The 20988-nt window shown below is 64.5% G+C and carries 24 protein-coding genes; 16 read left to right on the forward strand and 8 right to left on the reverse strand.

All coding sequences use genetic code 11. The features are described from left to right. Window positions 1-121 precede the first annotated feature (121 nt). Window positions 122-982 carry a DUF6279 family lipoprotein gene (locus ACZ899_RS26175; protein WP_234560266.1) on the reverse strand — a complete coding sequence of 287 codons (861 nt, stop codon included), beginning with the start codon at window positions 980-982 and terminating at the stop codon, window positions 122-124. 130 nt (window positions 983-1112) lie between these two features. Between ACZ899_RS26175 and ACZ899_RS26180 the strand changes: the two genes are divergently transcribed. Further along, window positions 1113-1949 carry a CvfB family protein gene (locus ACZ899_RS26180; RefSeq protein WP_110739178.1) on the forward strand — a complete coding sequence of 279 codons (837 nt, stop codon included), beginning with the start codon at window positions 1113-1115 and terminating at the stop codon, window positions 1947-1949. On the opposite strand, the gene ACZ899_RS26185 is transcribed toward ACZ899_RS26180, so the two are convergent. Continuing rightward, complete coding sequence (locus ACZ899_RS26185) at window positions 1950-2330, reverse strand: hypothetical protein (protein WP_050706820.1); 381 nt, start codon at window positions 2328-2330, stop codon at window positions 1950-1952. A 212-nt stretch (window positions 2331-2542) separates the two neighbouring features. Here ACZ899_RS26185 and ACZ899_RS26190 point away from each other — a divergent pair, with 212 nt between their 5' ends. The 3 genes from ACZ899_RS26190 to def all read left to right on the forward strand — a co-directional run bounded on the left by ACZ899_RS26190 (window position 2543) and on the right by def (window position 4380). Beyond that, window positions 2543-2722 (forward strand): CsbD family protein, encoded by a 180-nt coding sequence (locus ACZ899_RS26190; protein ID WP_050706819.1) that lies wholly within the window; start codon window positions 2543-2545, stop codon window positions 2720-2722. 165 nt (window positions 2723-2887) lie between these two features. Then, window positions 2888-3844, forward strand: a complete 957-nt coding sequence (locus ACZ899_RS26195; RefSeq protein ID WP_234560267.1) for a YihY/virulence factor BrkB family protein — start codon at window positions 2888-2890, stop codon at window positions 3842-3844. Continuing rightward, entirely contained in the window at window positions 3844-4380 is a 537-nt protein-coding gene (def, locus tag ACZ899_RS26200) for a peptide deformylase (RefSeq protein WP_186733041.1), read from the forward strand. Before ACZ899_RS26195 ends, def begins: the two co-directional genes overlap by 1 nt. On the opposite strand, the gene ACZ899_RS26205 is transcribed toward def, so the two are convergent. After that, the gene (locus ACZ899_RS26205; RefSeq protein WP_234560268.1) at window positions 4335-4784 is read right to left on the reverse strand and encodes a GNAT family N-acetyltransferase; all 450 of its coding nucleotides are present in this window, start codon (window positions 4782-4784) and stop codon (window positions 4335-4337) included. The genes def and ACZ899_RS26205 overlap by 46 nt on opposite strands. A 332-nt stretch (window positions 4785-5116) precedes the next feature. On the opposite strand from ACZ899_RS26205, the gene ACZ899_RS26210 reads away from it, so the two are divergent. Further along, window positions 5117-5374 (forward strand): DUF2790 domain-containing protein, encoded by a 258-nt coding sequence (locus tag ACZ899_RS26210; protein WP_028693053.1) that lies wholly within the window; start codon window positions 5117-5119, stop codon window positions 5372-5374. A gap of 126 nt (window positions 5375-5500) precedes the next feature. Here ACZ899_RS26210 and ACZ899_RS26215 read toward each other — a convergent pair whose 3' ends face one another. Beyond that, window positions 5501-6862, reverse strand: a complete 1362-nt coding sequence (locus ACZ899_RS26215) for an aminotransferase-like domain-containing protein (RefSeq protein ID WP_234560269.1) — start codon at window positions 6860-6862, stop codon at window positions 5501-5503. 75 nt (window positions 6863-6937) lie between these two features. On the opposite strand from ACZ899_RS26215, the gene ACZ899_RS26220 reads away from it, so the two are divergent. From ACZ899_RS26220 to ACZ899_RS26250, 7 genes are all read left to right on the forward strand, one after another. Further along, window positions 6938-7903, forward strand: a complete 966-nt coding sequence (locus ACZ899_RS26220) for a threonine dehydratase (protein WP_203651375.1) — start codon at window positions 6938-6940, stop codon at window positions 7901-7903. Between the two features lie 48 nt (window positions 7904-7951). Next, on the forward strand, window positions 7952-8206 hold the full coding sequence (locus tag ACZ899_RS26225) for a type II toxin-antitoxin system HicA family toxin (RefSeq protein WP_203651377.1): 255 nt from the start codon (window positions 7952-7954) through the stop codon (window positions 8204-8206). Beyond that, window positions 8203-8535 carry a type II toxin-antitoxin system HicB family antitoxin gene (locus ACZ899_RS26230; protein ID WP_203651385.1) on the forward strand — a complete coding sequence of 111 codons (333 nt, stop codon included), beginning with the start codon at window positions 8203-8205 and terminating at the stop codon, window positions 8533-8535. The genes ACZ899_RS26225 and ACZ899_RS26230 overlap by 4 nt, the downstream gene beginning before the upstream one ends. Window positions 8536-8613: 78 nt before the next feature. Beyond that, complete coding sequence (locus tag ACZ899_RS26235; protein ID WP_234560270.1) at window positions 8614-9255, forward strand: LysE family translocator; 642 nt, start codon at window positions 8614-8616, stop codon at window positions 9253-9255. 122 nt (window positions 9256-9377) lie between these two features. Continuing rightward, on the forward strand, window positions 9378-9803 hold the full coding sequence (locus ACZ899_RS26240) for a YybH family protein (protein ID WP_234560271.1): 426 nt from the start codon (window positions 9378-9380) through the stop codon (window positions 9801-9803). Between the two features lie 42 nt (window positions 9804-9845). Next, a complete protein-coding gene (locus ACZ899_RS26245; protein WP_203651392.1) occupies window positions 9846-10190 on the forward strand; it encodes a YciI family protein in 345 nt (114 codons plus the stop codon). A 41-nt stretch (window positions 10191-10231) separates the two neighbouring features. Then, the gene (locus ACZ899_RS26250) at window positions 10232-11470 is read left to right on the forward strand and encodes an RNA polymerase sigma factor (RefSeq protein ID WP_203651394.1); all 1239 of its coding nucleotides are present in this window, start codon (window positions 10232-10234) and stop codon (window positions 11468-11470) included. Between the two features lie 164 nt (window positions 11471-11634). Here the strand turns inward: ACZ899_RS26250 and ACZ899_RS26255 are convergent, their stop codons facing one another. Further along, window positions 11635-12105 (reverse strand): MaoC family dehydratase, encoded by a 471-nt coding sequence (locus tag ACZ899_RS26255; RefSeq protein WP_062574831.1) that lies wholly within the window; start codon window positions 12103-12105, stop codon window positions 11635-11637. Window positions 12106-12140: 35 nt separating this feature from the next. Continuing rightward, entirely contained in the window at window positions 12141-13085 is a 945-nt protein-coding gene (locus ACZ899_RS26260; RefSeq protein ID WP_110739167.1) for an alpha/beta hydrolase, read from the reverse strand. Between the two features lie 201 nt (window positions 13086-13286). Here ACZ899_RS26260 and fadD2 point away from each other — a divergent pair, with 201 nt between their 5' ends. Together fadD2 and fadD1 are read left to right on the forward strand one after the other, a co-directional pair. Then, a complete protein-coding gene (gene fadD2, locus ACZ899_RS26265) occupies window positions 13287-14975 on the forward strand; it encodes a long-chain-fatty-acid--CoA ligase FadD2 (protein ID WP_234560272.1) in 1689 nt (562 codons plus the stop codon). Between the two features lie 298 nt (window positions 14976-15273). Next, on the forward strand, window positions 15274-16971 hold the full coding sequence (gene fadD1, locus ACZ899_RS26270) for a long-chain-fatty-acid--CoA ligase FadD1 (RefSeq protein ID WP_028693064.1): 1698 nt from the start codon (window positions 15274-15276) through the stop codon (window positions 16969-16971). A gap of 150 nt (window positions 16972-17121) precedes the next feature. On the opposite strand, the gene ACZ899_RS26275 is transcribed toward fadD1, so the two are convergent. Both ACZ899_RS26275 and ACZ899_RS26280 read right to left on the reverse strand, forming a co-directional pair. Beyond that, entirely contained in the window at window positions 17122-18429 is a 1308-nt protein-coding gene (locus tag ACZ899_RS26275) for an NAD(P)/FAD-dependent oxidoreductase (RefSeq protein ID WP_234560273.1), read from the reverse strand. A gap of 29 nt (window positions 18430-18458) precedes the next feature. Beyond that, window positions 18459-19823 carry a glutamine synthetase family protein gene (locus tag ACZ899_RS26280; RefSeq protein ID WP_234560274.1) on the reverse strand — a complete coding sequence of 455 codons (1365 nt, stop codon included), beginning with the start codon at window positions 19821-19823 and terminating at the stop codon, window positions 18459-18461. A 549-nt stretch (window positions 19824-20372) separates the two neighbouring features. On the opposite strand from ACZ899_RS26280, the gene ACZ899_RS26285 reads away from it, so the two are divergent. Both ACZ899_RS26285 and ACZ899_RS26290 read left to right on the forward strand, forming a co-directional pair. After that, complete coding sequence (locus tag ACZ899_RS26285; protein WP_234560275.1) at window positions 20373-20624, forward strand: hypothetical protein; 252 nt, start codon at window positions 20373-20375, stop codon at window positions 20622-20624. Window positions 20625-20705: 81 nt separating this feature from the next. Continuing rightward, window positions 20706-20954, forward strand: coding sequence for a hypothetical protein (locus ACZ899_RS26290; RefSeq protein ID WP_203651406.1), 249 nt, complete (start codon window positions 20706-20708; stop codon window positions 20952-20954). Window positions 20955-20988 lie beyond the last annotated feature (34 nt).

A 20988-nucleotide genomic window follows, 5' to 3' on the forward strand; every position in this document is an offset into this window, starting at 1 on the left:
GGCCGCAACGCGGCCCCGGCATTTTCGCTGCGAAGCTGAAATCCTGGGGCTGCTTTGCAGCCCTTTCGCGGCACAAGGCCGCTCCTACATGGGGGGTATGGCTTGAGCAGCCCAGCTAACTTCAACCTCTCAGGCACTTGAGCTCACTGAAATCCGCCCGCACCTTGCCCAGGCGCTGCTGCAGGAACTGCTTCTGCGCAAGGCTGCTTTGCTTCATCAAGTCGACCAGCAGGCTGCGCGCCTGCTGTTCACTGTTCTCATAGGCCTGGCGGTACTCCGCCGTCCACAAACTTTCCTTGCGCTGCAGCAGTTGCGCCAGGCGCGGTTCGAAGCCGGGCGTGGCGCGCTGGTCCATTGCCAGCACCAGCTGCTGCTGCCAGTGCGCGCGATTGGCGATCGACTGGCGGTTCTGGTCGCCCAGGGCCTGGGACCAGCTCATCACCCGCAAGCGTTGCTGGGCGCTGAGTTCACCCAGCCAGGGTTCCAGGCGCTTCTGCATGCGTGCGGCGCGTTGTTCGATCTGTTTGGGCAGCGGGGTTTCGTCGTAGGTTTTGCGGCGCTTGTCGATGTCGGCGCGAAACGCCTGGCGCATCTCGGCGACCTGGGTGTCGCTCATCCCGCGCAGCAGTTCGGTGGCCGAGGGGGTGATCGCCGTGGCCACCCGGCCGATGGCCTGGCGGGCTTCGAGGGTGCGTTGCTCCAGGGCCTGGTCGGTGACTGCGTCTTCGGCCACCATCAGCCGCACCCGGTCGAGCCAGTCGAGGTAGCCGGGCAGCTGCGTCTTGCAGTGCCAGGCCAGTTGTTCTCTGAGCCGTTCGTCAAGCAGCTGTTTCTGCTCGCGGTTCATGTCCAGGTAGTCGTCCAGCGACCAGGGCACCAGGCGGTCAAGGTTGCGGTAGGCCAGGTCGATGCGGCTGCAGGCCACAAGGGCCAGGGCGAAGCCGATGACGAGCAGCAGGGTTTGGGGCAGGCGTCGGGGCATGAGCGAATCCTTGCACAGGCTGGCCAGGCGGTGGACGCAAGGTGGGCCCGAGGGTTCCGGCGCATGCGCGCTCGGGCGGACGGGCGGGTCAAGTGTTAGAATAGCCGCCTTGTCTTGAGGATCTTCGGAAATGGCTCTGCTTGGGCGTTACAACAGTTTGCAAATCGTGAAACACGTGGAATTCGGCCTGTACCTGGACGGCGGTGCCGACGGCGAGATCCTCCTGCCACGGCGCTACTTCCCCAAGGATGCCGAACTCGAGCTGGACGACTGGCTCAACGTGTTCATCTACCTCGACAGCGAGGACCAGCTGATCGCCACCACCGAGAAGCCGAAGATGCAGGTGGGCGAGTTCGCCAGCCTCAAGGTCAAGGACATCAACGGCGCGGGCATCTTCCTCGACTGGGGCCTGTCCAAGGACCTGCTGATGCCCTACTCGGAAGAGTCCCGGCCACTGAAGATCGGTGACTACTGCGTGGTCCACGCCTACCTGGACAAACGCACCCGGCGCATCACCGCCACCGCCAAGCTGGACCGTTACCTCGACCGCACCCCGGTGGACTACCAGGTCGGCCAGCCGGTCGAGCTGCTGGTGGCCGGCGAGACGCCGATGGGCTTCAAGGCAATCATCAACAACCGCCACTGGGGCCTGATCCACAAGAACGAAGTGTTCAAGTTCCTGCGTTCGGGCATGCACGAGAAGGGCTTCATCAAGGAAGTGCGCGCCGATGGCAAGATCGCCCTGAGCCTGCAGCCGGTGGGCCAGGCCCTGGCCGACGGCTTGTCCGAGCAGATCATGCAGCGCCTTGAAGCCAATGGCGGCGTGCTGGCGGTGTGCGACAAGAGCGATCCGGCGCTGATCAGCCAGATGTTCAATGTCAGCAAGGGCAACTTCAAGAAAGCTATCGGCGCACTGTTCAAGCAGGGCCGGATCGTCATCCATGACGATCGCATCGAGCGGGCCTGATCAGGCCTGCACGAAGGTGCTGAAGTCCAGCTGCTCGCCACCCGGGCGGCTGTCGCGCAGCAGCGAGTCGCGGTCGGCGCTCAGGGCCAGGCTGATGGTCGAGCGGCGTTTACCGGCGTTGCGCACTTCCATCTGCTCCTGGTGAGCGCGCAGGAAGTTGGTCGGTACCTTCAGGTGCTGCAGTTCATCGGTTTCCGGGGTGTGCAGCAGCAGGTTGACCCAGTCTGGCTGGCCTTTGCGCAGCAGCGCCACCGGCACCTCGAACCACCACAGGTTGCGCTTCTTGTCGAGGATGGCGAACAGGGTGTTGTCGCGGTTGAGCACCGGCCGGGTCAGTGCTTCGTTGCGCCGGGCGATGGCGGTGGGTTTGTCGAGTTTCATGCAGGTTCCTGCGGGTTGACGCTAGATTGGCCTGATATTGTGCGGGTGGGCTCATCGCGGGGCAAGTCGCATCGGCACGCCGCCGCTCCCACGGGGAAAACGCGAGGCCGTTGGGCTGGGACCAGGCAAACTAATTGAAACTCCTGCGAGCGGCCGTGGGTCGATCAGGTGTCGACACGATTTCCCGTGTCTTTCCGGCAAGGAGACATCCCATGAGCGGCACCAAGGATAAAGCGAAAGGCCTGGCCAACGAGGCCGTGGGCAACATCAAGCAGGGCGTCGGCAAGGTGACCGACAACGACAGGCTGCGCGCCGAGGGCAAGGCCCAGGAGTTGAAGGGCGAGGCGCAGCAGGCCGTGGGCAAGGTCAAGGATGCCGTGAAGAAACCTTGATCGAAGTGGCATAGTCGCGGGGCAGTGCGCTCTCACGCGGTGGGAGTGGGCTTGCCCCGCGATTGCATTGTGCGTTCGGCAACGCGCCAGCGAACAGCACGCTCGCCGCCTGGTCTATTAGACTGGTTGCATTGCCACCCCGATCAAGCGGCGAAAGGAGACGCTATGATTTTCCCCGACCTGCGCGGCCTGCCCCTGCACCGCGTGCTGGTGCGCACCGTCAAGGAGTTCCTCGACGACGAGATGTCCACCTATGCCTCCGCGCTGGCCTACCAGATGCTGTTCTCGCTGTTCCCGTTCCTGCTGTTCCTGATCGCCCTGATCGGTTTTTTGCACCTGCCCGACTTCTTCTCCTGGCTGCGCCTGCAGTCCGAGCTGGTGCTGCCGCCCCAGGCCCTGGAGCAGGTCAACCCGGTGATCGACCAGTTGCAGCAGTCCAAGGGCGGATTGCTGTCGGTGGGTATCGTGATCGCCCTGTGGACCGCCTCGGCGGGCGTGCGCCTGATGATGAGCGCGATGAATGCCGCCTACGACGTACCCGAAGGGCGGCCGGTATGGAAGCGCATCCCGCTGTCGATCATCTATACCGTCGGCGTCGCCGGCATGCTCCTGGCGGCCGCCGCGCTGATGGTGCTGGGGCCGCAGGTCATGGGCTGGATCGCCTCCCAGGTGGGGCTGGAGGAGGCGGTGGTCATCGTCTGGACCATCCTGCGCTGGCCGGCGATCATCATCCTGATGATGGTGGCGGTGGCGCTGATCTACTACGTGATGCCCGATGTGAAGCAGAAATTCCGCTTCATCACCCCAGGCTCGGTGCTGGCGGTAGTGGTGTGGATCGTCGCGTCGCTGGGCTTTGCCTACTACGTGAAGACCTTTGCCGACTACAACGCCATGTATGGCAGTATCGGGGCGATCATCGTGCTGTTGCTGTACTTCTACATCTCTGCCGCGGTGCTGCTGCTGGGGGCCGAGATGAACGCGGTGATCGAGCATATGTCCGCCGAGGGCAAGAACCCCGGCGAGAAGGAGTTCGCCCAGGATAATCCACAACAGACCGTCACCGTGCTCGGCCATGAGCACCCGGTGACACCCGAACCCCAGACCCGCGAGCCGAATACCTGATGATCCGCGACATTCTCAAGATGGGCGATGAACGCCTGCTGCGCATCGCCCCGCCGGTGCCGGAGCACATGCTCGGCAGCCCTGAGCTCAAGCAACTGATCGACGACATGTTCGAGACCATGGCCCATGTCGGTGGCGTCGGCCTGGCCGCGCCGCAGATCGGCATCGACCTGCAACTGGTGATCTTCGGCTTCGAGCGCAGCGAGCGCTACCCGGACGCCGAGCCGGTGCCGCGGACCATCCTGCTCAACCCGGTGATCACGCCGCTGGCCACGGAAGTCGAGGACGGCTGGGAAGGCTGCCTGTCGGTGCCGGGCCTGCGCGGCGTGGTGCCGCGCTACAAGCACATCAGCTATTCGGGCATCGACCCCCAGGGCAACCCGATCAACCGCTTTGCCGATGGCTTTCATGCGCGGGTGGTGCAGCATGAGTGCGATCACCTGATCGGCCGGTTGTACCCCTCACGCATCCAGGACTTCAGCAAGTTCGGCTACACCGACGTGCTGTTCCCCGGGCTCGATGTGGCCGACGACTGATCCCGCATCAGCGCCACCAAGGGCTTGCTGCGCTGGTAACGGGCCAGGCGCGAGGCCAGGGCTTCGGGCAGTGTGGTGGCGGGCGTGAAGGCCAGGCGCTGGTAGAAGGGCGTCAGGTCCGGATGGCAGAACAGCCAGGTCGCGCAGGTGCTGTCGGCCAGCGCGGCCTCCAGCAACTGTGAAGCGATCTTCTGGCCACGCCATTGTGGGGCGACGAACAGGCCGGTCAGCCAGTAGCCGCCGTCTACGGGTGACAGGTTCATCCCGCCGACGATGTCACCGCTGCGCGCCACCCACTGCTCGCCATCACCGGCGGCGCGCATGCGCGAGCCGTGCTGGCGATAGAACTGCTCCAGCAGGCGGCGCTGGATAGGGGGCAGAAGGGTGCAGGTCAGGGGCGGCATGCGTGGCTCACGCTGTAGGGCTCATCGCGGGGCAAGCCCGCTCCCACAAGGTCGCATACAGCCTGTAGGAGCGGGCTTGTCCCGCGACAGGGCCCGTGCAGGAAAAATGACGGTTCTTTGTCGCAGATTGTTGCAAATCCGGCAAGGGTGAATAACCGACCCAGGGGTTCAACTATTCTGACTGCGGAGTAGACTTTCACTCATCCCCCCGGCAGTACGATAAAGCGGGATCGGTACTTCGTGTCATCTTCGCAGTCGATGACAACTTCTCCGCGCCATTGACGGCATCAGAAGTCACGCGATCAGCTTGATAGCCATCAAGGTCGTTATCCATGAAAGCCTTACTGATTCTTGCATTGGTCGGTATGTCCTCGCTCGCCTTCGCGGACCAGGTCAAGACCGCAGACACCCAACCCGTGGTCGAGCAGTACGACTATTCCACCAACCTCGACATCAAGCGCGTGATCAGCCTGTCGACGATTCCCAACGTCTGTGAAGTGGTGCCCGCCACCATGACCTACGAGGACCATCAGGGACAGGTGCACACCCTTCAGTACCGTGCCCTGGGTGAGGGTTGCCGGCTGAACTGAGCCGCGCACAATCCCTGTAGGAGCGGCCTTGTGCCGCGAAAGGGCCGCAAAGCGGCCCCGGCGATCTTTGCGCCAACACTGAAATCTGGGGCTGCTGCGCAGCCCTTTCGCGGCACAAGGCCGCTCCTACAGGGGCAGGTGTAAATCCCGGACGAGCTCCAGCCCCTGCTTCAACTGCGCGCGGCTGTGCGCCGCCGACAGGCTGACCCGCACTGCCCGCACACGCTCCGTGCCCACCGCGAACACACTGGCCGGCACGATCTCCACTCCTTGCGCCCGACACCGGGCAACCAGCGTCTCGGCTTCTGCAGACGTGGTCAGCCAGGCATGGGGCGAAGGCACGCCGTCCACCTGCAGTGCATTACCCAGCAACGCCCGCGCCAGGCGCCAGCGCTCGGCCAGCTCCTCCCGCTGCCAGGCCAGTCGCCGTGCGGCGGTCCCGTCCGAAATCCACTGGCAAGCGATGTGCAGGTTCAATGGCGACACCGACCAATGGGTGGCCTGGGCATAGGGGTCGATCTGCTCCAGCAACGCTGGCCGCGCCACGATCCAGCCCAGGCGCAGGCCGGCGGCCACGGTCTTGGACAAGCTGCTGATCAGCACGCCGCGGCCTTCGAGCAAAGGGTAGAGTGGCGGCCGGTCGGTCAAGGCGCCGTACACGTCATCCTCGATCACCAGCAAGTCGTGGCGCCTGGCGACTGCCGCCAGCGCCTGGCGCCGGGCCTCGCCCATGCAGGCCCCGGTCGGGTTGTGCAGGGTCGGGGTGGTCACCAGTACCCGCGCGCCACTGGCCCGCACGACGCGGTCCAGTTCGTCCGGGCGCAAACCCTGTTCATCCAGAGCCACCCCCTGCACCGGCAGGCGCAGCTGTCGACAGGCCGCCTTGATGCCCGGGGCGGTCAACGCTTCGACCATCACCGGCTCGCCTGCCTGGCACAGTGACTGCAGCACCAGGATCAAGGCCTGTTGGGCGCCACCGCAGAGCAGCACCTCCTCGGGCCTCAGGTCCAGGCCGCGATTTGCCAGCCAGCGGGCGCCCTGGATCCGCCCCAGTAACAATTGCTCCGGCCCCAGGTAATGGTCGAGCAGGGTGGTTTCACCCTGTTCGAGCAGTCTGCGCAGGCTGTGTTCGAGGTCAAGATTGTGCGGATCGGCCACTGGCACGTTGGTCGACAGGTCGATCACCGGGTGCTGGCGGTCGGGCTGCTTGAGGCGGAATAGTGTCGCCTCCTTGCTGCTGGCCAGCACGTAGGTGCCGCGCCCCACTTCACCGGACACCAGGTGCCGCGCCGCAGCCTCGCGGTACGCCTGTTGCGTGGTGCTTGGGTTCAGGCCCAGCGTCCAGGCCAGGCGACGCTGGGGCGGCAGGCGTTCGCCGGCTTTCAGCTCGCCCTGTTCGATGGCGCCGGCAATGGCTTCGACCAGCGCCAGGTAGCGCGGCTGGTCGTTGTCTGGCAGGGAGGGAATCCACACGAAATTGCTACCCATGCAATATATGTTTGGACCCATACAATGACCGGCGCTTAGGATCGGATCAAGCCCTACCGATGAAGGAAGATCGCCATGTTCGACTTGCCCGCCCTGCGTGAAGCCGCCGACTTTGTTCACCAGCACGTTCCGCCGACCCCGCAGCATGCCTGGCCGCTGCTGGCCGAGCGGCTAGGTTGCCAGCTCTGGGTCAAGCATGAGAACCATGCCCCCACCGGTGCCTTCAAGGTGCGTGGTGGGCTGGTCTACGTGCGTTCCCTGCAGGCCGCTGGCGAAGTCCCCCGCGGGCTGGTCACCGCCACCCGCGGCAACCATGGCCAGAGCATGGCCCTGGCGGCGCGCCAGGCGGGCTTGCCGCTGGTGATCGTGGTGCCTGAAGGCAACTCGCGAGAGAAGAATGCCGCCATGCGCGCCCTGGGCGCGGAACTGGTGGAGCACGGCGTGGACTTCGACGTTGCCCGTGAAGAGGCGGCGCGCCTGGCCGAGGAACGCGGCTACCAGATGGTCCCATCGTTCCACCCAGAGCTGGTGCGCGGCGTGGCCACCTACGCCTTGGAGCTGTTCGAGGCGGTGGCCGACCTGGATTGCGTGTACGTGCCGATCGGCATGGGTTCGGGCATCTGCGGGCTGATCCAGGCGCGCAACCTGCTGGGGCTGGACACCGAGATCGTCGGCGTGGTCTCCAGTGCTGCGGATGCCTATGCCCAGAGCTTCGAGCGGGGTCGCATCGTTACCACCGCCAGCGCCGACACCTTCGCCGACGGCATGGCTTGCCGCGTGCCGCACCCCGATGCCTTCGCGCTGGTGCGCGAGCATGCCGCACGCATCGTGCGGGTGAGCGACGACGAGATCGCCGAGGCCATGCGCCTCTATCACGAGACCACCCACAACACCGCCGAAGGTGCCGGTGCCGCTGCCCTGGCCGCATTGATGCAGGAGCGTGGGCGTCAGGCCGGCAAGCGTGTGGCGGTGGTGCTCAGTGGCGCCAATGTGGATCGTGGGCGTTATGCGCAGGTGCTGATGGGGAATGAAAAATCCTGAATGAATGTTGGCAGTGGAGGTGCTATCTTTATTTGATAGCATTTTCCAATGAACACTCGATATCGCAAGATTCTGGAGTGCATCTTCAGAACACCGACCACGCCTACATTGCCGTTCGCCGAGATCGAGGCCCTGGTGCTGCACCTTGGCGGCCAGATCCACGAGCGCCAGGGATCCAGGGTCAAGATCCTGCTGGCTGGGCAGTGCTGGCGGTGTCATCGCCCACATCCTGGCAAGGAGGCCAGGCGATATCAGATAGAAGAAGCCCGCGAATTCCTGCTGCGGGCGGGAGTCCGACCATGAGCTGCATGCGATACAAAGGGTACGCCGCCCGCATCGAGTACGACGCGCGTGACGACATTTTCGTCGGCCGCGTACTTGGCCTGCGCGATATCATCAGCTTCCACGCCAGCTCCGTGCCCGCGTTGCACGAGGCGTTCCGCGAGGCACTCGACGACTACCTGGCCGACTGTGCCGAACAAGGTATCGCCCCAGAGAAGCCGGCCTCCGGCAAGGTCATGTTGCGCATCCGTCCCGAAGTCCACGCCGCCGCGAGCATCGCCGCCAGGGCTGCCGGCAAGAGTCTCAACCAATGGGCCGACGAGGTCTTCGAGCAGGCGGCAATGGCCTGAGCGGGCGCAAATTTTTCCTATACGCCTGTGGGCCGGCCACGGTTGAATGGCGTTCCCTTTCCCGGCTTCGAGTGCAGCATGCCTTTCTCCAACGGTTTTCTCCTCAGTCTTTCCCTGTGCCTGGACATCGGCATGGCCAATATAGCGATGATCACCCTGGCCATGCAGCGTGGGTTTCTCCAGGGTTTCTGGCTGGGCCTGGGTACGTGCGTCGGCGACCTGGTCTATGCCATCGCCGCACTGGCCGGGATGGCTGTGCTGCTGCAGTTCGAGGCCGTGCGCTGGACCTTGTGGCTGGGCGGCTCGGCGCTGCTGGTGTGGTTTGCCGTGAAGATGTTGCTGGCGGCCTGGCGCGGCGGGCACCTGGAGTCGCGGGGCGAAGTGGTGGTGGAGTCGGGCTGGCGTGAGTTTCTGCGCGGGATCTTCCTGGCCATGTCCTCGCCCAGCGCGATCCTCTGGTTCGCGGCGGCGGGTGGGGTGCTGATCTCCAGGTCCGGTGGCGGCAGTCTGCTCGACGCGGGTCTGTTCCTCGGGGGCTTCTTCGCCGCTGGGTTGGCCTGGTGCGTGTCGCTGTGCGGCATCGCCAGCCATGGTGGGCGCTTGCTCGGTGATCGGCTGCTGACGTGGTCCTACCTGCTGTCGGCGGCCATTTTCTGCTATTTCGCGGTGTATGTGATTCTCTCCGGTTACCGTGAGTTCATCTTGCCTGCACCCGTTTGAGTCTGGTCGGTCGCGCCCTTCGACTGAATTATTTCCAGGCGGCTGTCGATCTGCCGTTTTCCCGTTCGACCAGTGTTGAAAGCGTCACTACCAACCCTGATGAGTCTTCGGAGGAAACACCGATGAACACTGCAGCCGAGCGTGAACTGGAACAACTGATCGAGCATTGGATGCAAGCCGTGCGCAAGCGTGATGTGGACCGTATCGTTGCCCCCTACGCCGACGATATTGTCGCCTTCGACGCCATCCAGGCCCTGCAATTCAAGGGCAAGGCCGCCTACCGCGCTCATTGGGAGATGTGCATGGGCATGTGCACCGGACCGATGGTGTTCGAATTGGCGCAACTGACCGTGCATGCCGACGGTGACCTGGGCCTGGCCCACTGGCTCAATCGCTGCGGGCCGTCCGACGATGAGAGCCAGTGCGGTTTCATGCGCGCCACTGTCGGCTACCGGCGCAGCGGCGGCCAATGGCAGGTCATCCACGAACACTGGTCGGCACCGTTCGACATGGAAACGCAAAAAGCGCTGTTCGATCTCAAACCTTGAACGCCCTCGACCGCCTATCGCCACCTCGCCCCGGAGACGATCATGAAATACCTGTGCCTGGTCTATTGTGATGAAGCGCTGTTGCACAGCCTGCCCGACAGCCCCGAGGACGCCGAATGCATGGCCTACGCCGAGTCCATCCAGGGCTCCGGGCGGATGATCGCCGCCGAGGCGCTCAAGCCCGTGCAGACGGCCACCACGGTACGCGTGCGCGCCGGACACATGAGCCTGACCGACGGTCCGTTCGCCGAGACCAAGGAGCAGTTGGCCGGGTTCTACCTGGTCGATGCCCGCGACCTCAATGAAGCGTTGAACATCGCCAGGGGCATTCCGGCGGCGCGGGTCGGCAGCGTCGAGGTGCGTCCGGTGCGTGAGTTGCAACCCTGACCCAATAAGGAGAGCACGATGACCCAGGTATCGCCGGGCTGATGAATAGCGAAGGGCAAATCCGGGATGAAGTGGCGGCGGTCTACCGCCGCGACTCCCGGCGCATCCTGGCCACCCTGATCCGCCTGCTGGGAGACTTCGACCTGGCCGAGGAGGCCCTGCATGACGCCTTCTTCATTGCCGTCGAACGCTGGCAGCGCGATGGCATCCCGGACAATCCGCGGGCCTGGCTGGTCTCCGCCGGCCGTTTCAAGGCCATCGACGCTTTGCGCCGCCGTGCCCGCTTCGACCGCTCCCAGGCGGACCTGATCATGCTGCTGGAGGGCGAGGCCCAGGACCCGGGCGAGCAGGAGCTGCTGGTCGATGACCGGCTGCGCCTGATCTTCACCTGCTGCCACCCGGCCCTGGCCTTCGATGCCCAGGTACCGCTGACGTTGCGCGAGGTCTGCGACCTGACCACCGAGCAGATCGCCCGCGCCTTCCTGCAGAGCCCGGCGACCATCGCCCAGCGCATCGTGCGCGCCAAGGCCAAGATCCGCGATGCGCAGATCCCCTACCAGGTACCGGAGCTGGGCGAGTTGCCGGAGCGGCTGGAGAGTGTGCTGCGGGTGATCTACCTGGTGTTCAACGAGGGCTATTCGGCGTCGTCGGGCGAGGATGTGACCACGCGCGCGCTGACCGACGAAGCTATCCGCCTGGGCCGGTTGCTGGCGCAGTTGTTGCCGGATGCCGAAGTGCTGGGGCTGCTGGCGCTGATGCTGTTGCAGGCCTCGCGGCAGAACGCGCGCAGCGATACCGACGGCGAGCTGGTGCTGCTCGATGAACAGGACCGGAGCCTGTGGGACCGGACACAGATAGAGGAGGGCAGCCAGTTGGTGCGCCAGGCACTGAGCAGCCGGGAGTTCGGCCCCTACAGTGTGCAGGCGGCGATTGCCGCGCTGCATGCCGAAGCGCCCAGCGCCGAGGCCACCGACTGGGACGAGATCGTCGGCCTGTACGACGTGCTGCAGCGCCACTGGCCGTCACCGGTGGTGGAGCTGAACCGGGCGGCGGCACTGGCCCGGCGTGATGGCGCGCAGGTCGGGTTGCGGGCGGTCGAAGCAATTCTCGAGCGGGGCGAACTGGGCGAATACCACCTGGCCCATGCCGCGCGCGCCGAACTGCATCGGCAGCTGGGCAATACCGAACAGGCCCGCGAGGCCTGGCAGCAGGCATTGACGCTGACCCGGCAGGGGCCGGAACGCCGCCATATCGAGCGGCGCTTGCGAGAGCTGGGCTAAGCGCTCAGGCCGAGTGCAAGACCTGTAGGAGCGGCCTTGTGTCGCGAAAGGGCTGCAACGCAGCCCCAGGATTTCAGCGTTGGAGCAGAGATTGCCGGGGCCGCTTTGCGGCCCTTTCGCGACACAAGGCCGCTCCTACAGTGACCGTGTGTGCCGCTGTACTTTCAGCCGGCAACGAACTCCGGCGGGCTCACCAGCTCGACGGTCTGTTGCTTGCGCGGCGCGAGGATCTCGGCCTCGCCGGCAACCACCAGCTCGTCGTTCTGGTTGTACACGTTGGTGGCGATACGCACCTTGAACTTGGGCAGCTTCTCGAGGATTTCCAGGCGCACGGTCAGCTCGTCGCCGATCTTCACCGGCTTCTGGAAGCTCATCTGCTGGCCCAGGTAGATGGTGCCCGGGCCAGGCAGGGTGCAGGCCACTGCGGCGCTGATCAGCGCGCCGCTGAACATGCCGTGGGCGATGCGTTCCTTGAACATGCTCTTGGCGGCGAACTCGGCATCCAGGTGCACCGGGTTGTGGTCGCCGGACATGGCGGCGAACAGCTGGATGTCGCGTTCTGCCACGGACTTCTTGTATTCAGCTTTCTGACCGACTTCGAGGGCTTCGTAAGGCGTGTTGGTGACCTGGGTCATCAGGGGCTTCCTTGTGGAACGGACGAGGCTGCCGATCATTCACTGCGGGCAGGGCGGCCAAGGGCCAGCGCCTGCTCCAGCCAGCCGATGATCTCGGCGGTGACCTCGTCGCGATGGGTTTCGTTGAGCACTTCGTGGCGTGCGCCGGGGTAGATGCGCAACTGTACATGACGGTTGCCGGTCGCGCGCAGGGCGTCGGCCAGGTGGGTGAGACGCTTGCCGGCACTCACCGGATCACATTCGCCGCCCAGCACGAAGATCGGCAGGTTCGGATCGATCTGCGCCAGGTTCTTCTTCTGACTGATCTGCGCCAACCCCTGCAGCAGGTCGAGCCACAGCTGGTTGCTGCAGCGAAAGCCGCACAGCGGATCGGCGATGTACTTGTCCACCTCCGCGGCATCACGGCTGAGCCAGTCGAAAGCGGTGCGGTTGGGCTTGAACGCCTTGTTGAACGAGCCGAACGACAGCCAGTCGATCAGCGCGCTCTTGCCCAGCGGGCCCTGGCGCCAGGCCTCGAGACGGGCAATCAGGCGCGCCGCGCGGTACAGCGCCACCGGCTGGAAGTTCGAACCGCTGAGGATCGCGCCCTGTAGGCTGGCGCTGTGGTGCAGCAGGTAGGCCTGGCCGATGTAGCTGCCCATGCTGTGGCCGAACAGGAACAGCGGGGTTCCCGGAAACTGCTGGCCGATGTGCTGGGCCAGCAGGCCCAGGTCGTTGAGCACGGCATTCCAGCCATTTTGCCGGGCGAACAGGCCCAGGCTGCCCAGTTCAGCGGTGCGGCCGTGGCCGCGCAGGTCGGGGGCGAGCAGCCCGTAGCCGGCCGCGTTGAGCGCATGGCCCAGGCGCTGGTAGCGCCCGGCATGCTCGGCCATGCCATGGGCCAGCAGCACCACGGCCTTGACCGGTGTGGCCGGCAGCCATTGGTGGACATAAAGGCTGCAATGCTCGCTGGCGGGGAGCCAGAAGGCGTCGTGGGGCATGGCGGGTCCTTGCGCGCGGAGGTTGCCCAACAGTGTATGCGCAAAGCCATCGATTGCAGGAAGGGCGGAAAAGAGATTCACAATGTTAATGGCGGCACTTGGCGTATTTGCCACCTTCGACAGAGCTGCTAACGTCGGCTGAACACCTTTTTGCCAGCAGGCGAACAGGTCAGGAATGTCCCGGTAGAGGAACAACAATAAATGCAAGCCGATTTCTGGAACGACAAGCGCGCCGCGGGCGTACCTTCCACCATTGACATGAATGTCTACACGTCCGTCGTCGACGTCTTCGAGCGCTGCTGCAAACGCTTCGCCGACCGCCCGGCGTACAGCAACCTCGGGGTCACCCTTAGCTATGCCGACCTCGAGCGTCATTCGGCCGCCTTCGCCGCCTGGCTGCAACAGCACACCGAACTGGTGCCGGGCGACCGCATCGCGGTGCAGATGCCCAATGTCCTGCAATACCCCATTGCGGTGTTCGGCGCCATGCGCGCCGGCCTGATCGTGGTCAACACCAACCCGCTGTACACCGAGCGCGAGATGCGCCATCAGTTCAAGGACTCCGGCGCCCGAGCCCTGGTGTACCTGAACATGTTCGGCAAGCGCGTGCAGGAGGTGCTGCCCGATACCGGCATCGAGTACCTGATCGAGGCGAAGATGGGCGACCTGCTGCCGACGGCCAAGGGCTGGCTGGTCAACACCGTGGTCGACAAGCTGAAGAAGATGGTGCCGGCCTACCAGTTGCCCCAGGCCGTGTCGTTCAAGCAGGTGCTGCGCCAGGGGCGCGGGCTCACTCACAGGCCGGTGGCACAAACCCTGGAGAACATCGCGGTGCTGCAGTACACCGGCGGCACCACCGGGCTGGCCAAGGGCGCCATGCTTACCCACGGCAACCTGGTGGCCAACATGCTCCAGGTGCTGGCCTGCTTCGGTCAGCACGGCCCCGATGGCCAGCCGCTGATCAAGGAAGGGCAGGAGGTGATGATCGCGCCGCTGCCGCTGTACCACATCTATGCCTTCACCGCGAACTGCATGTGCATGATGGTGACCGGCAACCACAACGTACTGATCACCAACCCCCGGGATATTCCCGGTTTCATCAAGGAGCTGGGCAAGTGGCGGTTCTCGGCGCTGGTGGGCCTGAACACGCTGTTTGTCGCGCTGATGGACCACCCGGGCTTCAAGTCGCTGGATTTCTCCGCGCTGAAGATCACCAATTCCGGCGGCACCGCGCTGGTCAAGGCCACCGCTGAACGCTGGGAAGCCCTCACCGGTTGTCGTATCGTCGAAGGCTACGGCCTGACCGAAACCTCGCCGGCGGCCAGCACCAACCCCTATGGCCAGCTGGCGCGCCTGGGCACCGTGGGGCTGCCGGTGCCCGGCACGGCGTTCAAGGTGATCGACGACGAGGGCCACGAGCAGCCGCTGGGCGAGCGTGGTGAGCTGTGCATCAAGGGGCCGCAGGTGATGAAGGGTTACTGGCAGCAGGTTGAGGCCACCACCCAGGTCCTGGATGCCGAAGGCTGGCTGAAGACCGGCGATATCGCCGTCATCGATCCGGACGGTTTCACCCGCATCGTCGACCGCAAGAAGGACATGATCATCGTCTCGGGCTTCAACGTGTATCCCAACGAGATCGAGGATGTGGTGATGGGCCATCCGCAGGTGGCCAGCTGCGCGGTGATCGGCGTGCCGGACGAGCGCACCGGCGAGGCGGTGAAGCTGTTCGTGGTGCCGCGTGCGGGTGGGGTGAGCGTCGATGAGCTCAAGGCGTTCTGCAAGACCAACTTCACCGGCTACAAGGTGCCCAAGCACATCGTGTTGCGCGAATCGCTGCCGATGACTCCAGTGGGCAAGATCCTGCGCCGGGAGTTGCGCGATATCGCCTGACGGTGGCTAATCCAATCCTGTGGGATCAGCGCAACGCCGTTCCCGCAGGCCCTCTCTAGGGCAGGGCTTTCAGGCGGATTCGCGACATTTTGTATAATTACTCTAAAAATGACCTGCATTGTTCATTGAGTCATTTTTGTGACCTGTCGGCCCATTTCGACCTCTAGGCGACCCCTTGCAAAGCTGTTACTCTCGGCGCGCTTTCAGAGGATCCGGTTTGCAATGAGCCGGCCTCTCATATCAATAATAAGCGCATCGACGCGTACCGAATTCGCTGTTGCTGAAGGAGCGGGCTTCCATGATCGAACATTTTTGGAAGGATAAGTACCCAGCCGGGGTCACGGCGGACATCAATCCTGACGAATTCCCCAATATCCAGGCGGTACTCAAGCAATCCTGCCAACGCTTTGCCGACAAACCTGCCTTTAGCAACCTGGGCAAGACCATCACCTACGGCGAGCTGTACACCCTGTCCGGCGCCTTCGCCGCCTGGCTGCAGCAGCACACCGACCTGAAGCCGGGTGATCGCATCGCGGTCCAGCTGCCCAACGTCCTGCAGTACCCCGTCGCCGTGTTCGGCGCCATGCGCGCCGGCCTGATCGTGGTCAACACCAACCCGCTGTACACCGCGCGGGAGCTGGAGCACCAGTTCAACGATTCCGGGGCCAAAGCCCTGGTGTGCCTGGCCAACATGGCGCACCTGGCGGAAAAGGTAGTGCCCAAGACCCAGGTCAAACATGTCATTGTCACCGAAGTGGCCGACCTGTTGCCACCTCTCAAGCGCCTGTTGATCAACAGCGTCATCAAGTACGTGAAGAAAATGGTGCCGGCCTACCACCTGCCGGGCGCCGTGCGCTTCAACGACGCCCTGGCGCTGGGCAAGGGCGGCGCGGTGACCGAGGCCAACCCGCAGTCCGGCGATGTCGCCGTGCTGCAGTACACCGGCGGTACCACCGGCGTGGCCAAGGGCGCGATGCTCACCCACCGCAACCTGGTCGCCAACATGCTGCAGTGCCGCGCGCTGATGGGTTCGAACCTGCACGAAGGGTGCGAGATCCTCATCACCCCGCTGCCGCTGTACCACATCTACGCCTTCACCTTCCATTGCATGGCCATGATGCTCATCGGCAACCACAACGTGCTGATCAGCAACCCGCGCGACCTGCCGGCCATGGTCAAGGAACTGGGCAAGTGGAAGTTCAGCGGCTTCGTCGGCCTCAACACGCTGTTCGTCGCCCTGTGCAACAACGAGACGTTCCGCAACCTCGACTTCTCGGCGCTGAAGATCACCCTGTCCGGCGGCATGGCCCTGCAACAGAGCGTGGCCGAGCGCTGGAAGACGGTGACCGGCTGCGCCATCTGCGAAGGCTACGGCATGACCGAGACCAGCCCGGTGGCGGCGGTCAACCCGACTTCGGCCAACCAGCTGGGGACCATCGGCATCCCGGTGCCGTCCACCCTGTGCAAGATCATCGACGACAACGGCCAGGAGCTGCCCCTGGGCGAGGTGGGCGAGCTGTGCATCAAGGGGCCGCAGGTGATGAAGGGCTACTGGCAGCGTGAAGACGCCACCGCCGAAATCATCGACAGCAATGGCTGGCTGAAGACCGGCGACATCGCCCTGATCCAGCCGGACGGCTACATGCGCATCGTCGACCGCAAGAAGGACATGATCCTGGTGTCAGGCTTCAATGTGTACCCCAACGAGCTCGAAGATGTGCTCGCCGCGCTGCCGGGCGTGCTGCAGTGCGCGGCCATCGGCATCCCGGACGAGAAGTCCGGCGAGGTGATCAAGGTGTTCATCGTGGTCAAGCCGGGCATGACCCTGACCAAGGAGCAGGTGATGGAGCACATGCGCGCCAACGTCACCGGCTACAAGGTGCCCAAGGCCATCGAGTTCCGCGACGCGCTGCCGACCACCAACGTCGGCAAGATCCTGCGCCGCGAGCTGCGCGACGAAGAGCTGAAGAAGCAGGGCCTGAAGAAGATCGCCTGATCCGCAGCGTGCGCGATCGATGTAGGAGCGGCCTTGTGCCGCGAAAGGGGTGCGAAGCACCCCCATCGATTGATGCGTTGCCGCTGAAATCCTGGGGCTGCTTTGCAGCCCTTTCGCGGCGCAAGGCCGCTCCTACAGAGAGGTTGCGGCTCAGCGCAGCTTTTCCAGCATCTGGTAATACCACATCCCCGCCGCCAGCAGCGGATTGCCCAGCAGGTCGCCCATCGGCACCTTGATGTGCCTGCACCCGGCAAAGGTATCGAACTTCTCCAGCGTCCCGGTCAGCGCCTCGGCCATGATCTCGCCCATGATGTGGCTGGTGGCGATGCCGTGCCCGGAATACCCCTGGCAGTACCAGACGTTGTCCGACAGCTTGCCCAGCTGCGGGATGCGGTTGACCACGATGCCCATGGCGCAGCTCCACTGGAACTCGATCGGCACGCCCTTGAGCGCCGGGAAGGTGCGCTCGATGCACGGGCGCAGCTCGCCTTCGATGTCCCGTGAATCACGCCCGGAGTAGTTGGCGCCGCCGCCGAACAGCAGGCGCTTGTCGGCGGTCAGGCGGTAGTAGTCGAGGACGAAACGGCAGTCGTACACCGCCAGGTCCTGCGGGTTGATCTGCTCGGCCAGCTCGCCCAGCGGCGCGGTGGTGACGATGCCGCCCATGGCTGGGAAGATCTTGCCCTTGAGCTGGCGCTTTTCCAGCTTGTGATACACATCGCCGGCCAGCATCACCTGGCGTGCCTCGATCCGTCCTTGGGCGGTGACCACCGCCGGGCGCGGGCCGTGGACGATCTCCAGCACCTCGGAGTTTTCGAACAGCAGGGCGCCCAGCCCGTGGGCGGCGCGGGCCTCGCCCAGGCACAGGTTGAGCGGGTGCAGGTGCAGGTTGCGGCGGTTCTTCAGCGCGCCGAGGTACAGCGGGCTCTGCAGATGATGTTGCATGGCGCTGCGGTCGAGCAGTTGCACCTGGTCGCCCATGCCGCGGCGCTGGGCCTCGGCCTCGAAGGCGCGCAGTTCGTTCATGTGCGACGGTTTCATCGCCGCGTGCAGATGGCCGTGCTTGAGGTCGCACTGGATACCGTAGCGCTCGACGCGCTGCTCGATGATCTGGTGGCCACGCCAGCGCAGGTGCCAGATGAAATCGTCCACCTCGGCGCCCAGTCGGTCGCGCATCTGCGTGCGCATGGCCTCGTCGCCCGACAGGCTGCCGGTGACCTGGCCGCCGTTGCGCCCGCTGGCGCCCCAGCCGATGCGGTTGGTCTCGACGATGGCCACTTTCAGGCCGCGCTCGGCCAGTTCCACGGCGGTGGCCACGCCGGTGAAGCCGCCGCCGATGACCGCCACGTCGACCTGCACCGTGCCCTTGAGCGTGGGGTATTCGGTGGTGTCGTTGAGGGTGGCGCTGTAATAGGACGGCGCGCGCTGGGCCGGGCCGTTGTTCACTGCTGCGTTCATGGTTGTTCCTTCTTGTAATCTCGTGGGCATCAGGCCTGGTGCAGGTACCAGCGCCAGTCCTGCTCGCCGACCTCGGCCATGAACTGGCGGTACTCGGCGCGCTTGACCTTCAGGTAGACGCCGAGGAAGGTTTCGCCCAGCGCCTCCCGGGCCCAGGTCGAATGCTCCAGGGCCTCGAGGGCGGTCAGCCAGTCGGTGGGCAGGTGTTCGGTGGCCTGGGCGTAGCCGTTGCCTTCGACCGGGGCGCCGGGATCGAGTTGTTCACGGATGCCCTGGTGGGTGGCGGCGAGGATCGCGGCGGCGGCCAGGTAGGGGTTGGCGTCGGCGCCACAGATGCGGTGCTCGATATGCCGGCTGGCTGCCGGGCCGCCGGGCACGCGCAGGCTGACGGTGCGGTTGTCCACGCCCCAGGTCGGCGCCAGTGGCGCATAGCTGTTGGCCTGGAAGCGGCGGAACGAATTGGCGTTGGGGCAGAACAGCAGCAGCGATTCACGCAGGTGACGCAGCATGCCCGCCACCGCCTGGCGCAGCAGCGGGGTGCCGGCCTTGTCCTCGCTGGCGAACAGGTTGTTGCCGGCGGCGTCCGCCAGGCTCAGGTGCATGTGCATGCCGGTGCCGGCCAGCTGGGCGAACGGCTTGGCCATGAAGCAGGCCTGCATGCCGTGGGCGTTGGCGATGCCCTTGACCAGGCGCTTGTAGCGCACGGCCTGGTCCATCGCCTGGAGCGCGTCGCCGTGCTCCAGGGTGATCTCCACCTGGCCGGGCGCGTACTCGGAGATCGCCGTGCGGGCCGGAATGCCCTGGGCCTTGCAGGCGGCATAGAGGTCTGCGAGGAAGGGTTCGATCTGCTCCAGCTCGCGCAGGCCATACACCTGGGTCCCGCACGGACGTCCGCCGTCGCTGTCCAAGGCCGGCTGCGGCCGGCCCTGGGCGTCGCGCTGCTGGTCGAGCAGGTAGAACTCCAGCTCGCAGGCCATCACCGGGTGGAAACCATCGGCCTTGAGCGCGTCGATCACCCGCAGCAGCACATGGCGCGGATCGGCCACGCTGGCCGGCAGGCCTTCGCTGGGGTGCATGCTGACCTGCACGGCGGCGGTCGGCACCCGGCGCCAGGGTAGGCGCACCAAGCTGCCGTCCAGCGGGTAGGCGCGGCAGTCGATGTCGCCGACGTCCCAGACCAGGCCCGAGTTTTCCACGTCGTCGCCATTGAGGGTCAGGCCGAGGATGGTGCTGGGCAGCGGGCGGCCGCTTTCGAACACCGCCAGCAGCTCCTCGCGGTGCAGCAGCTTGCCGCGGGGCACGCCGTTGGCGTCGAGGATGAACAGCTCGATCAGGTCGATATCGGGGTTGTCGGCCAGGAAACGCCTGGCTTGCTCTGCGGGGGCAAAGTGCATGGTGGATTCGCTCTGGGGCACACGTGACCGCCGCGCAGGCGAGCGGTCAGGCTGAGTCAATCGGCCAGAAGGCGGCCGGGTCGGGTCAGGAGTGCGTGAGCGACGTGTCCGGTGGGCGCGCGTGACGGCAATGCCACAGCGCCCAGAACGCCATGATGATATGGACCAGCGGATTTTCACCGGCACGGGCCCGGGCCTTCGGCAGCGAAGGGTAGGGCAGCGGGCGGGCAATCATCGGGTCGAGAAGCATCCCTGGATACTCACATGGCCTGTAAGGTTGATTAAAGCAGTGAATGGCGACGTTCATTCCGGTGGCAGCTAAACATTGGCAAGGTCTTTCCGCCGCGTTGCAGCAGCTTAGGAAGCTTCCCACAGTTTTATCGGACCTAGGCTAATTGGCAGGTGGCGCGCCAGCGGTGAAAGTCCCTTTCTTTGTAAGAATGGTCAGGGATCGCCATGCAAGCGCAAAGGACTTATCAGGTAATCGCCCATCTGGCATAGGTCCTCAGACGTCCAGCCTGATGTTCATTATTTGATCGAAGGGTAGCCATGACTGAGATCTTTTTTCTAACCCTTTATGGGCTGGTCGCCGGCCTATTGCTTGACTGGGCATGTCGCTCACCAACGCTCAGATGCTGCGTCTGCGTGGCGTTGATGGCAACTGGCATAACGGCGTGCACACAACTTGGCGAGCGTGAATTCTTGCGGCTGGATGGGATGTACTGGTGGATTCTTTGTGATGCAGTTGCAACGCTGCTGCTTTTCAAGCGCTCCCGCTATTTCGAGCGTGATCGTGACTGAACGGTGGGCACAGCAACCGTGAAAGGCGGTATTGGTCCCCAATCCAGCAGCCTGATGTTGATTATCTGAAGGGGAGCGGATATGTGGGTGCTTTATGGTATTTGCTATGCCCTCGTGGTCGGCACGTTGGTCGACTGGGCATGCCGGTCAAGGTGCATCAGGTTTCTTCTCTATATCGTCTTCAACGTCACGGGGATTACCGCCTGTAATCAACTGGGTGAAGAGCAGTTCCTGCAACTTGATGGTATTGGCTGGTCAGCTTTTTTCGTGGCAATTGCTACCCCGTTGTTGTTCAAGCGCTCCCGCTATTTCGAGCGTGATCGCGACTGAACGGCGGGCACAGGCAGCATCGATTTCGCAAATC

The organism is Pseudomonas sp. TE31087 (assembly GCF_057284075.1).

Excerpts from the sequence above, each read along its gene's own strand:
- ACZ899_RS26175 (WP_234560266.1), bottom strand. The coding sequence starts at position 982 with ATGCCCCGACGCCTGCCCCAAACCCTGCTGCTCGTCATCGGCTTCGCC.
- ACZ899_RS26180 (WP_110739178.1), top strand. The coding sequence starts at position 1,113 with ATGGCTCTGCTTGGGCGTTACAACAGTTTGCAAATCGTGAAACACGTG.
- ACZ899_RS26185 (WP_050706820.1), bottom strand. The coding sequence starts at position 2,330 with ATGAAACTCGACAAACCCACCGCCATCGCCCGGCGCAACGAAGCACTG.
- ACZ899_RS26190 (WP_050706819.1), top strand. The coding sequence starts at position 2,543 with ATGAGCGGCACCAAGGATAAAGCGAAAGGCCTGGCCAACGAGGCCGTG.
- ACZ899_RS26195 (WP_234560267.1), top strand. The coding sequence starts at position 2,888 with ATGATTTTCCCCGACCTGCGCGGCCTGCCCCTGCACCGCGTGCTGGTG.
- def (WP_186733041.1), top strand. The coding sequence starts at position 3,844 with ATGATCCGCGACATTCTCAAGATGGGCGATGAACGCCTGCTGCGCATC.
- ACZ899_RS26205 (WP_234560268.1), bottom strand. The coding sequence starts at position 4,784 with ATGCCGCCCCTGACCTGCACCCTTCTGCCCCCTATCCAGCGCCGCCTG.
- ACZ899_RS26210 (WP_028693053.1), top strand. The coding sequence starts at position 5,117 with ATGAAAGCCTTACTGATTCTTGCATTGGTCGGTATGTCCTCGCTCGCC.
- ACZ899_RS26215 (WP_234560269.1), bottom strand. The coding sequence starts at position 6,862 with ATGGGTAGCAATTTCGTGTGGATTCCCTCCCTGCCAGACAACGACCAG.
- ACZ899_RS26220 (WP_203651375.1), top strand. The coding sequence starts at position 6,938 with ATGTTCGACTTGCCCGCCCTGCGTGAAGCCGCCGACTTTGTTCACCAG.
- ACZ899_RS26225 (WP_203651377.1), top strand. The coding sequence starts at position 7,952 with ATGAACACTCGATATCGCAAGATTCTGGAGTGCATCTTCAGAACACCG.
- ACZ899_RS26230 (WP_203651385.1), top strand. The coding sequence starts at position 8,203 with ATGAGCTGCATGCGATACAAAGGGTACGCCGCCCGCATCGAGTACGAC.
- ACZ899_RS26235 (WP_234560270.1), top strand. The coding sequence starts at position 8,614 with ATGCCTTTCTCCAACGGTTTTCTCCTCAGTCTTTCCCTGTGCCTGGAC.
- ACZ899_RS26240 (WP_234560271.1), top strand. The coding sequence starts at position 9,378 with ATGAACACTGCAGCCGAGCGTGAACTGGAACAACTGATCGAGCATTGG.
- ACZ899_RS26245 (WP_203651392.1), top strand. The coding sequence starts at position 9,846 with ATGAAATACCTGTGCCTGGTCTATTGTGATGAAGCGCTGTTGCACAGC.
- ACZ899_RS26250 (WP_203651394.1), top strand. The coding sequence starts at position 10,232 with ATGAATAGCGAAGGGCAAATCCGGGATGAAGTGGCGGCGGTCTACCGC.
- ACZ899_RS26255 (WP_062574831.1), bottom strand. The coding sequence starts at position 12,105 with ATGACCCAGGTCACCAACACGCCTTACGAAGCCCTCGAAGTCGGTCAG.
- ACZ899_RS26260 (WP_110739167.1), bottom strand. The coding sequence starts at position 13,085 with ATGCCCCACGACGCCTTCTGGCTCCCCGCCAGCGAGCATTGCAGCCTT.
- fadD2 (WP_234560272.1), top strand. The coding sequence starts at position 13,287 with ATGCAAGCCGATTTCTGGAACGACAAGCGCGCCGCGGGCGTACCTTCC.
- fadD1 (WP_028693064.1), top strand. The coding sequence starts at position 15,274 with ATGATCGAACATTTTTGGAAGGATAAGTACCCAGCCGGGGTCACGGCG.
- ACZ899_RS26275 (WP_234560273.1), bottom strand. The coding sequence starts at position 18,429 with ATGAACGCAGCAGTGAACAACGGCCCGGCCCAGCGCGCGCCGTCCTAT.
- ACZ899_RS26280 (WP_234560274.1), bottom strand. The coding sequence starts at position 19,823 with ATGCACTTTGCCCCCGCAGAGCAAGCCAGGCGTTTCCTGGCCGACAAC.
- ACZ899_RS26285 (WP_234560275.1), top strand. The coding sequence starts at position 20,373 with ATGACTGAGATCTTTTTTCTAACCCTTTATGGGCTGGTCGCCGGCCTA.
- ACZ899_RS26290 (WP_203651406.1), top strand. The coding sequence starts at position 20,706 with ATGTGGGTGCTTTATGGTATTTGCTATGCCCTCGTGGTCGGCACGTTG.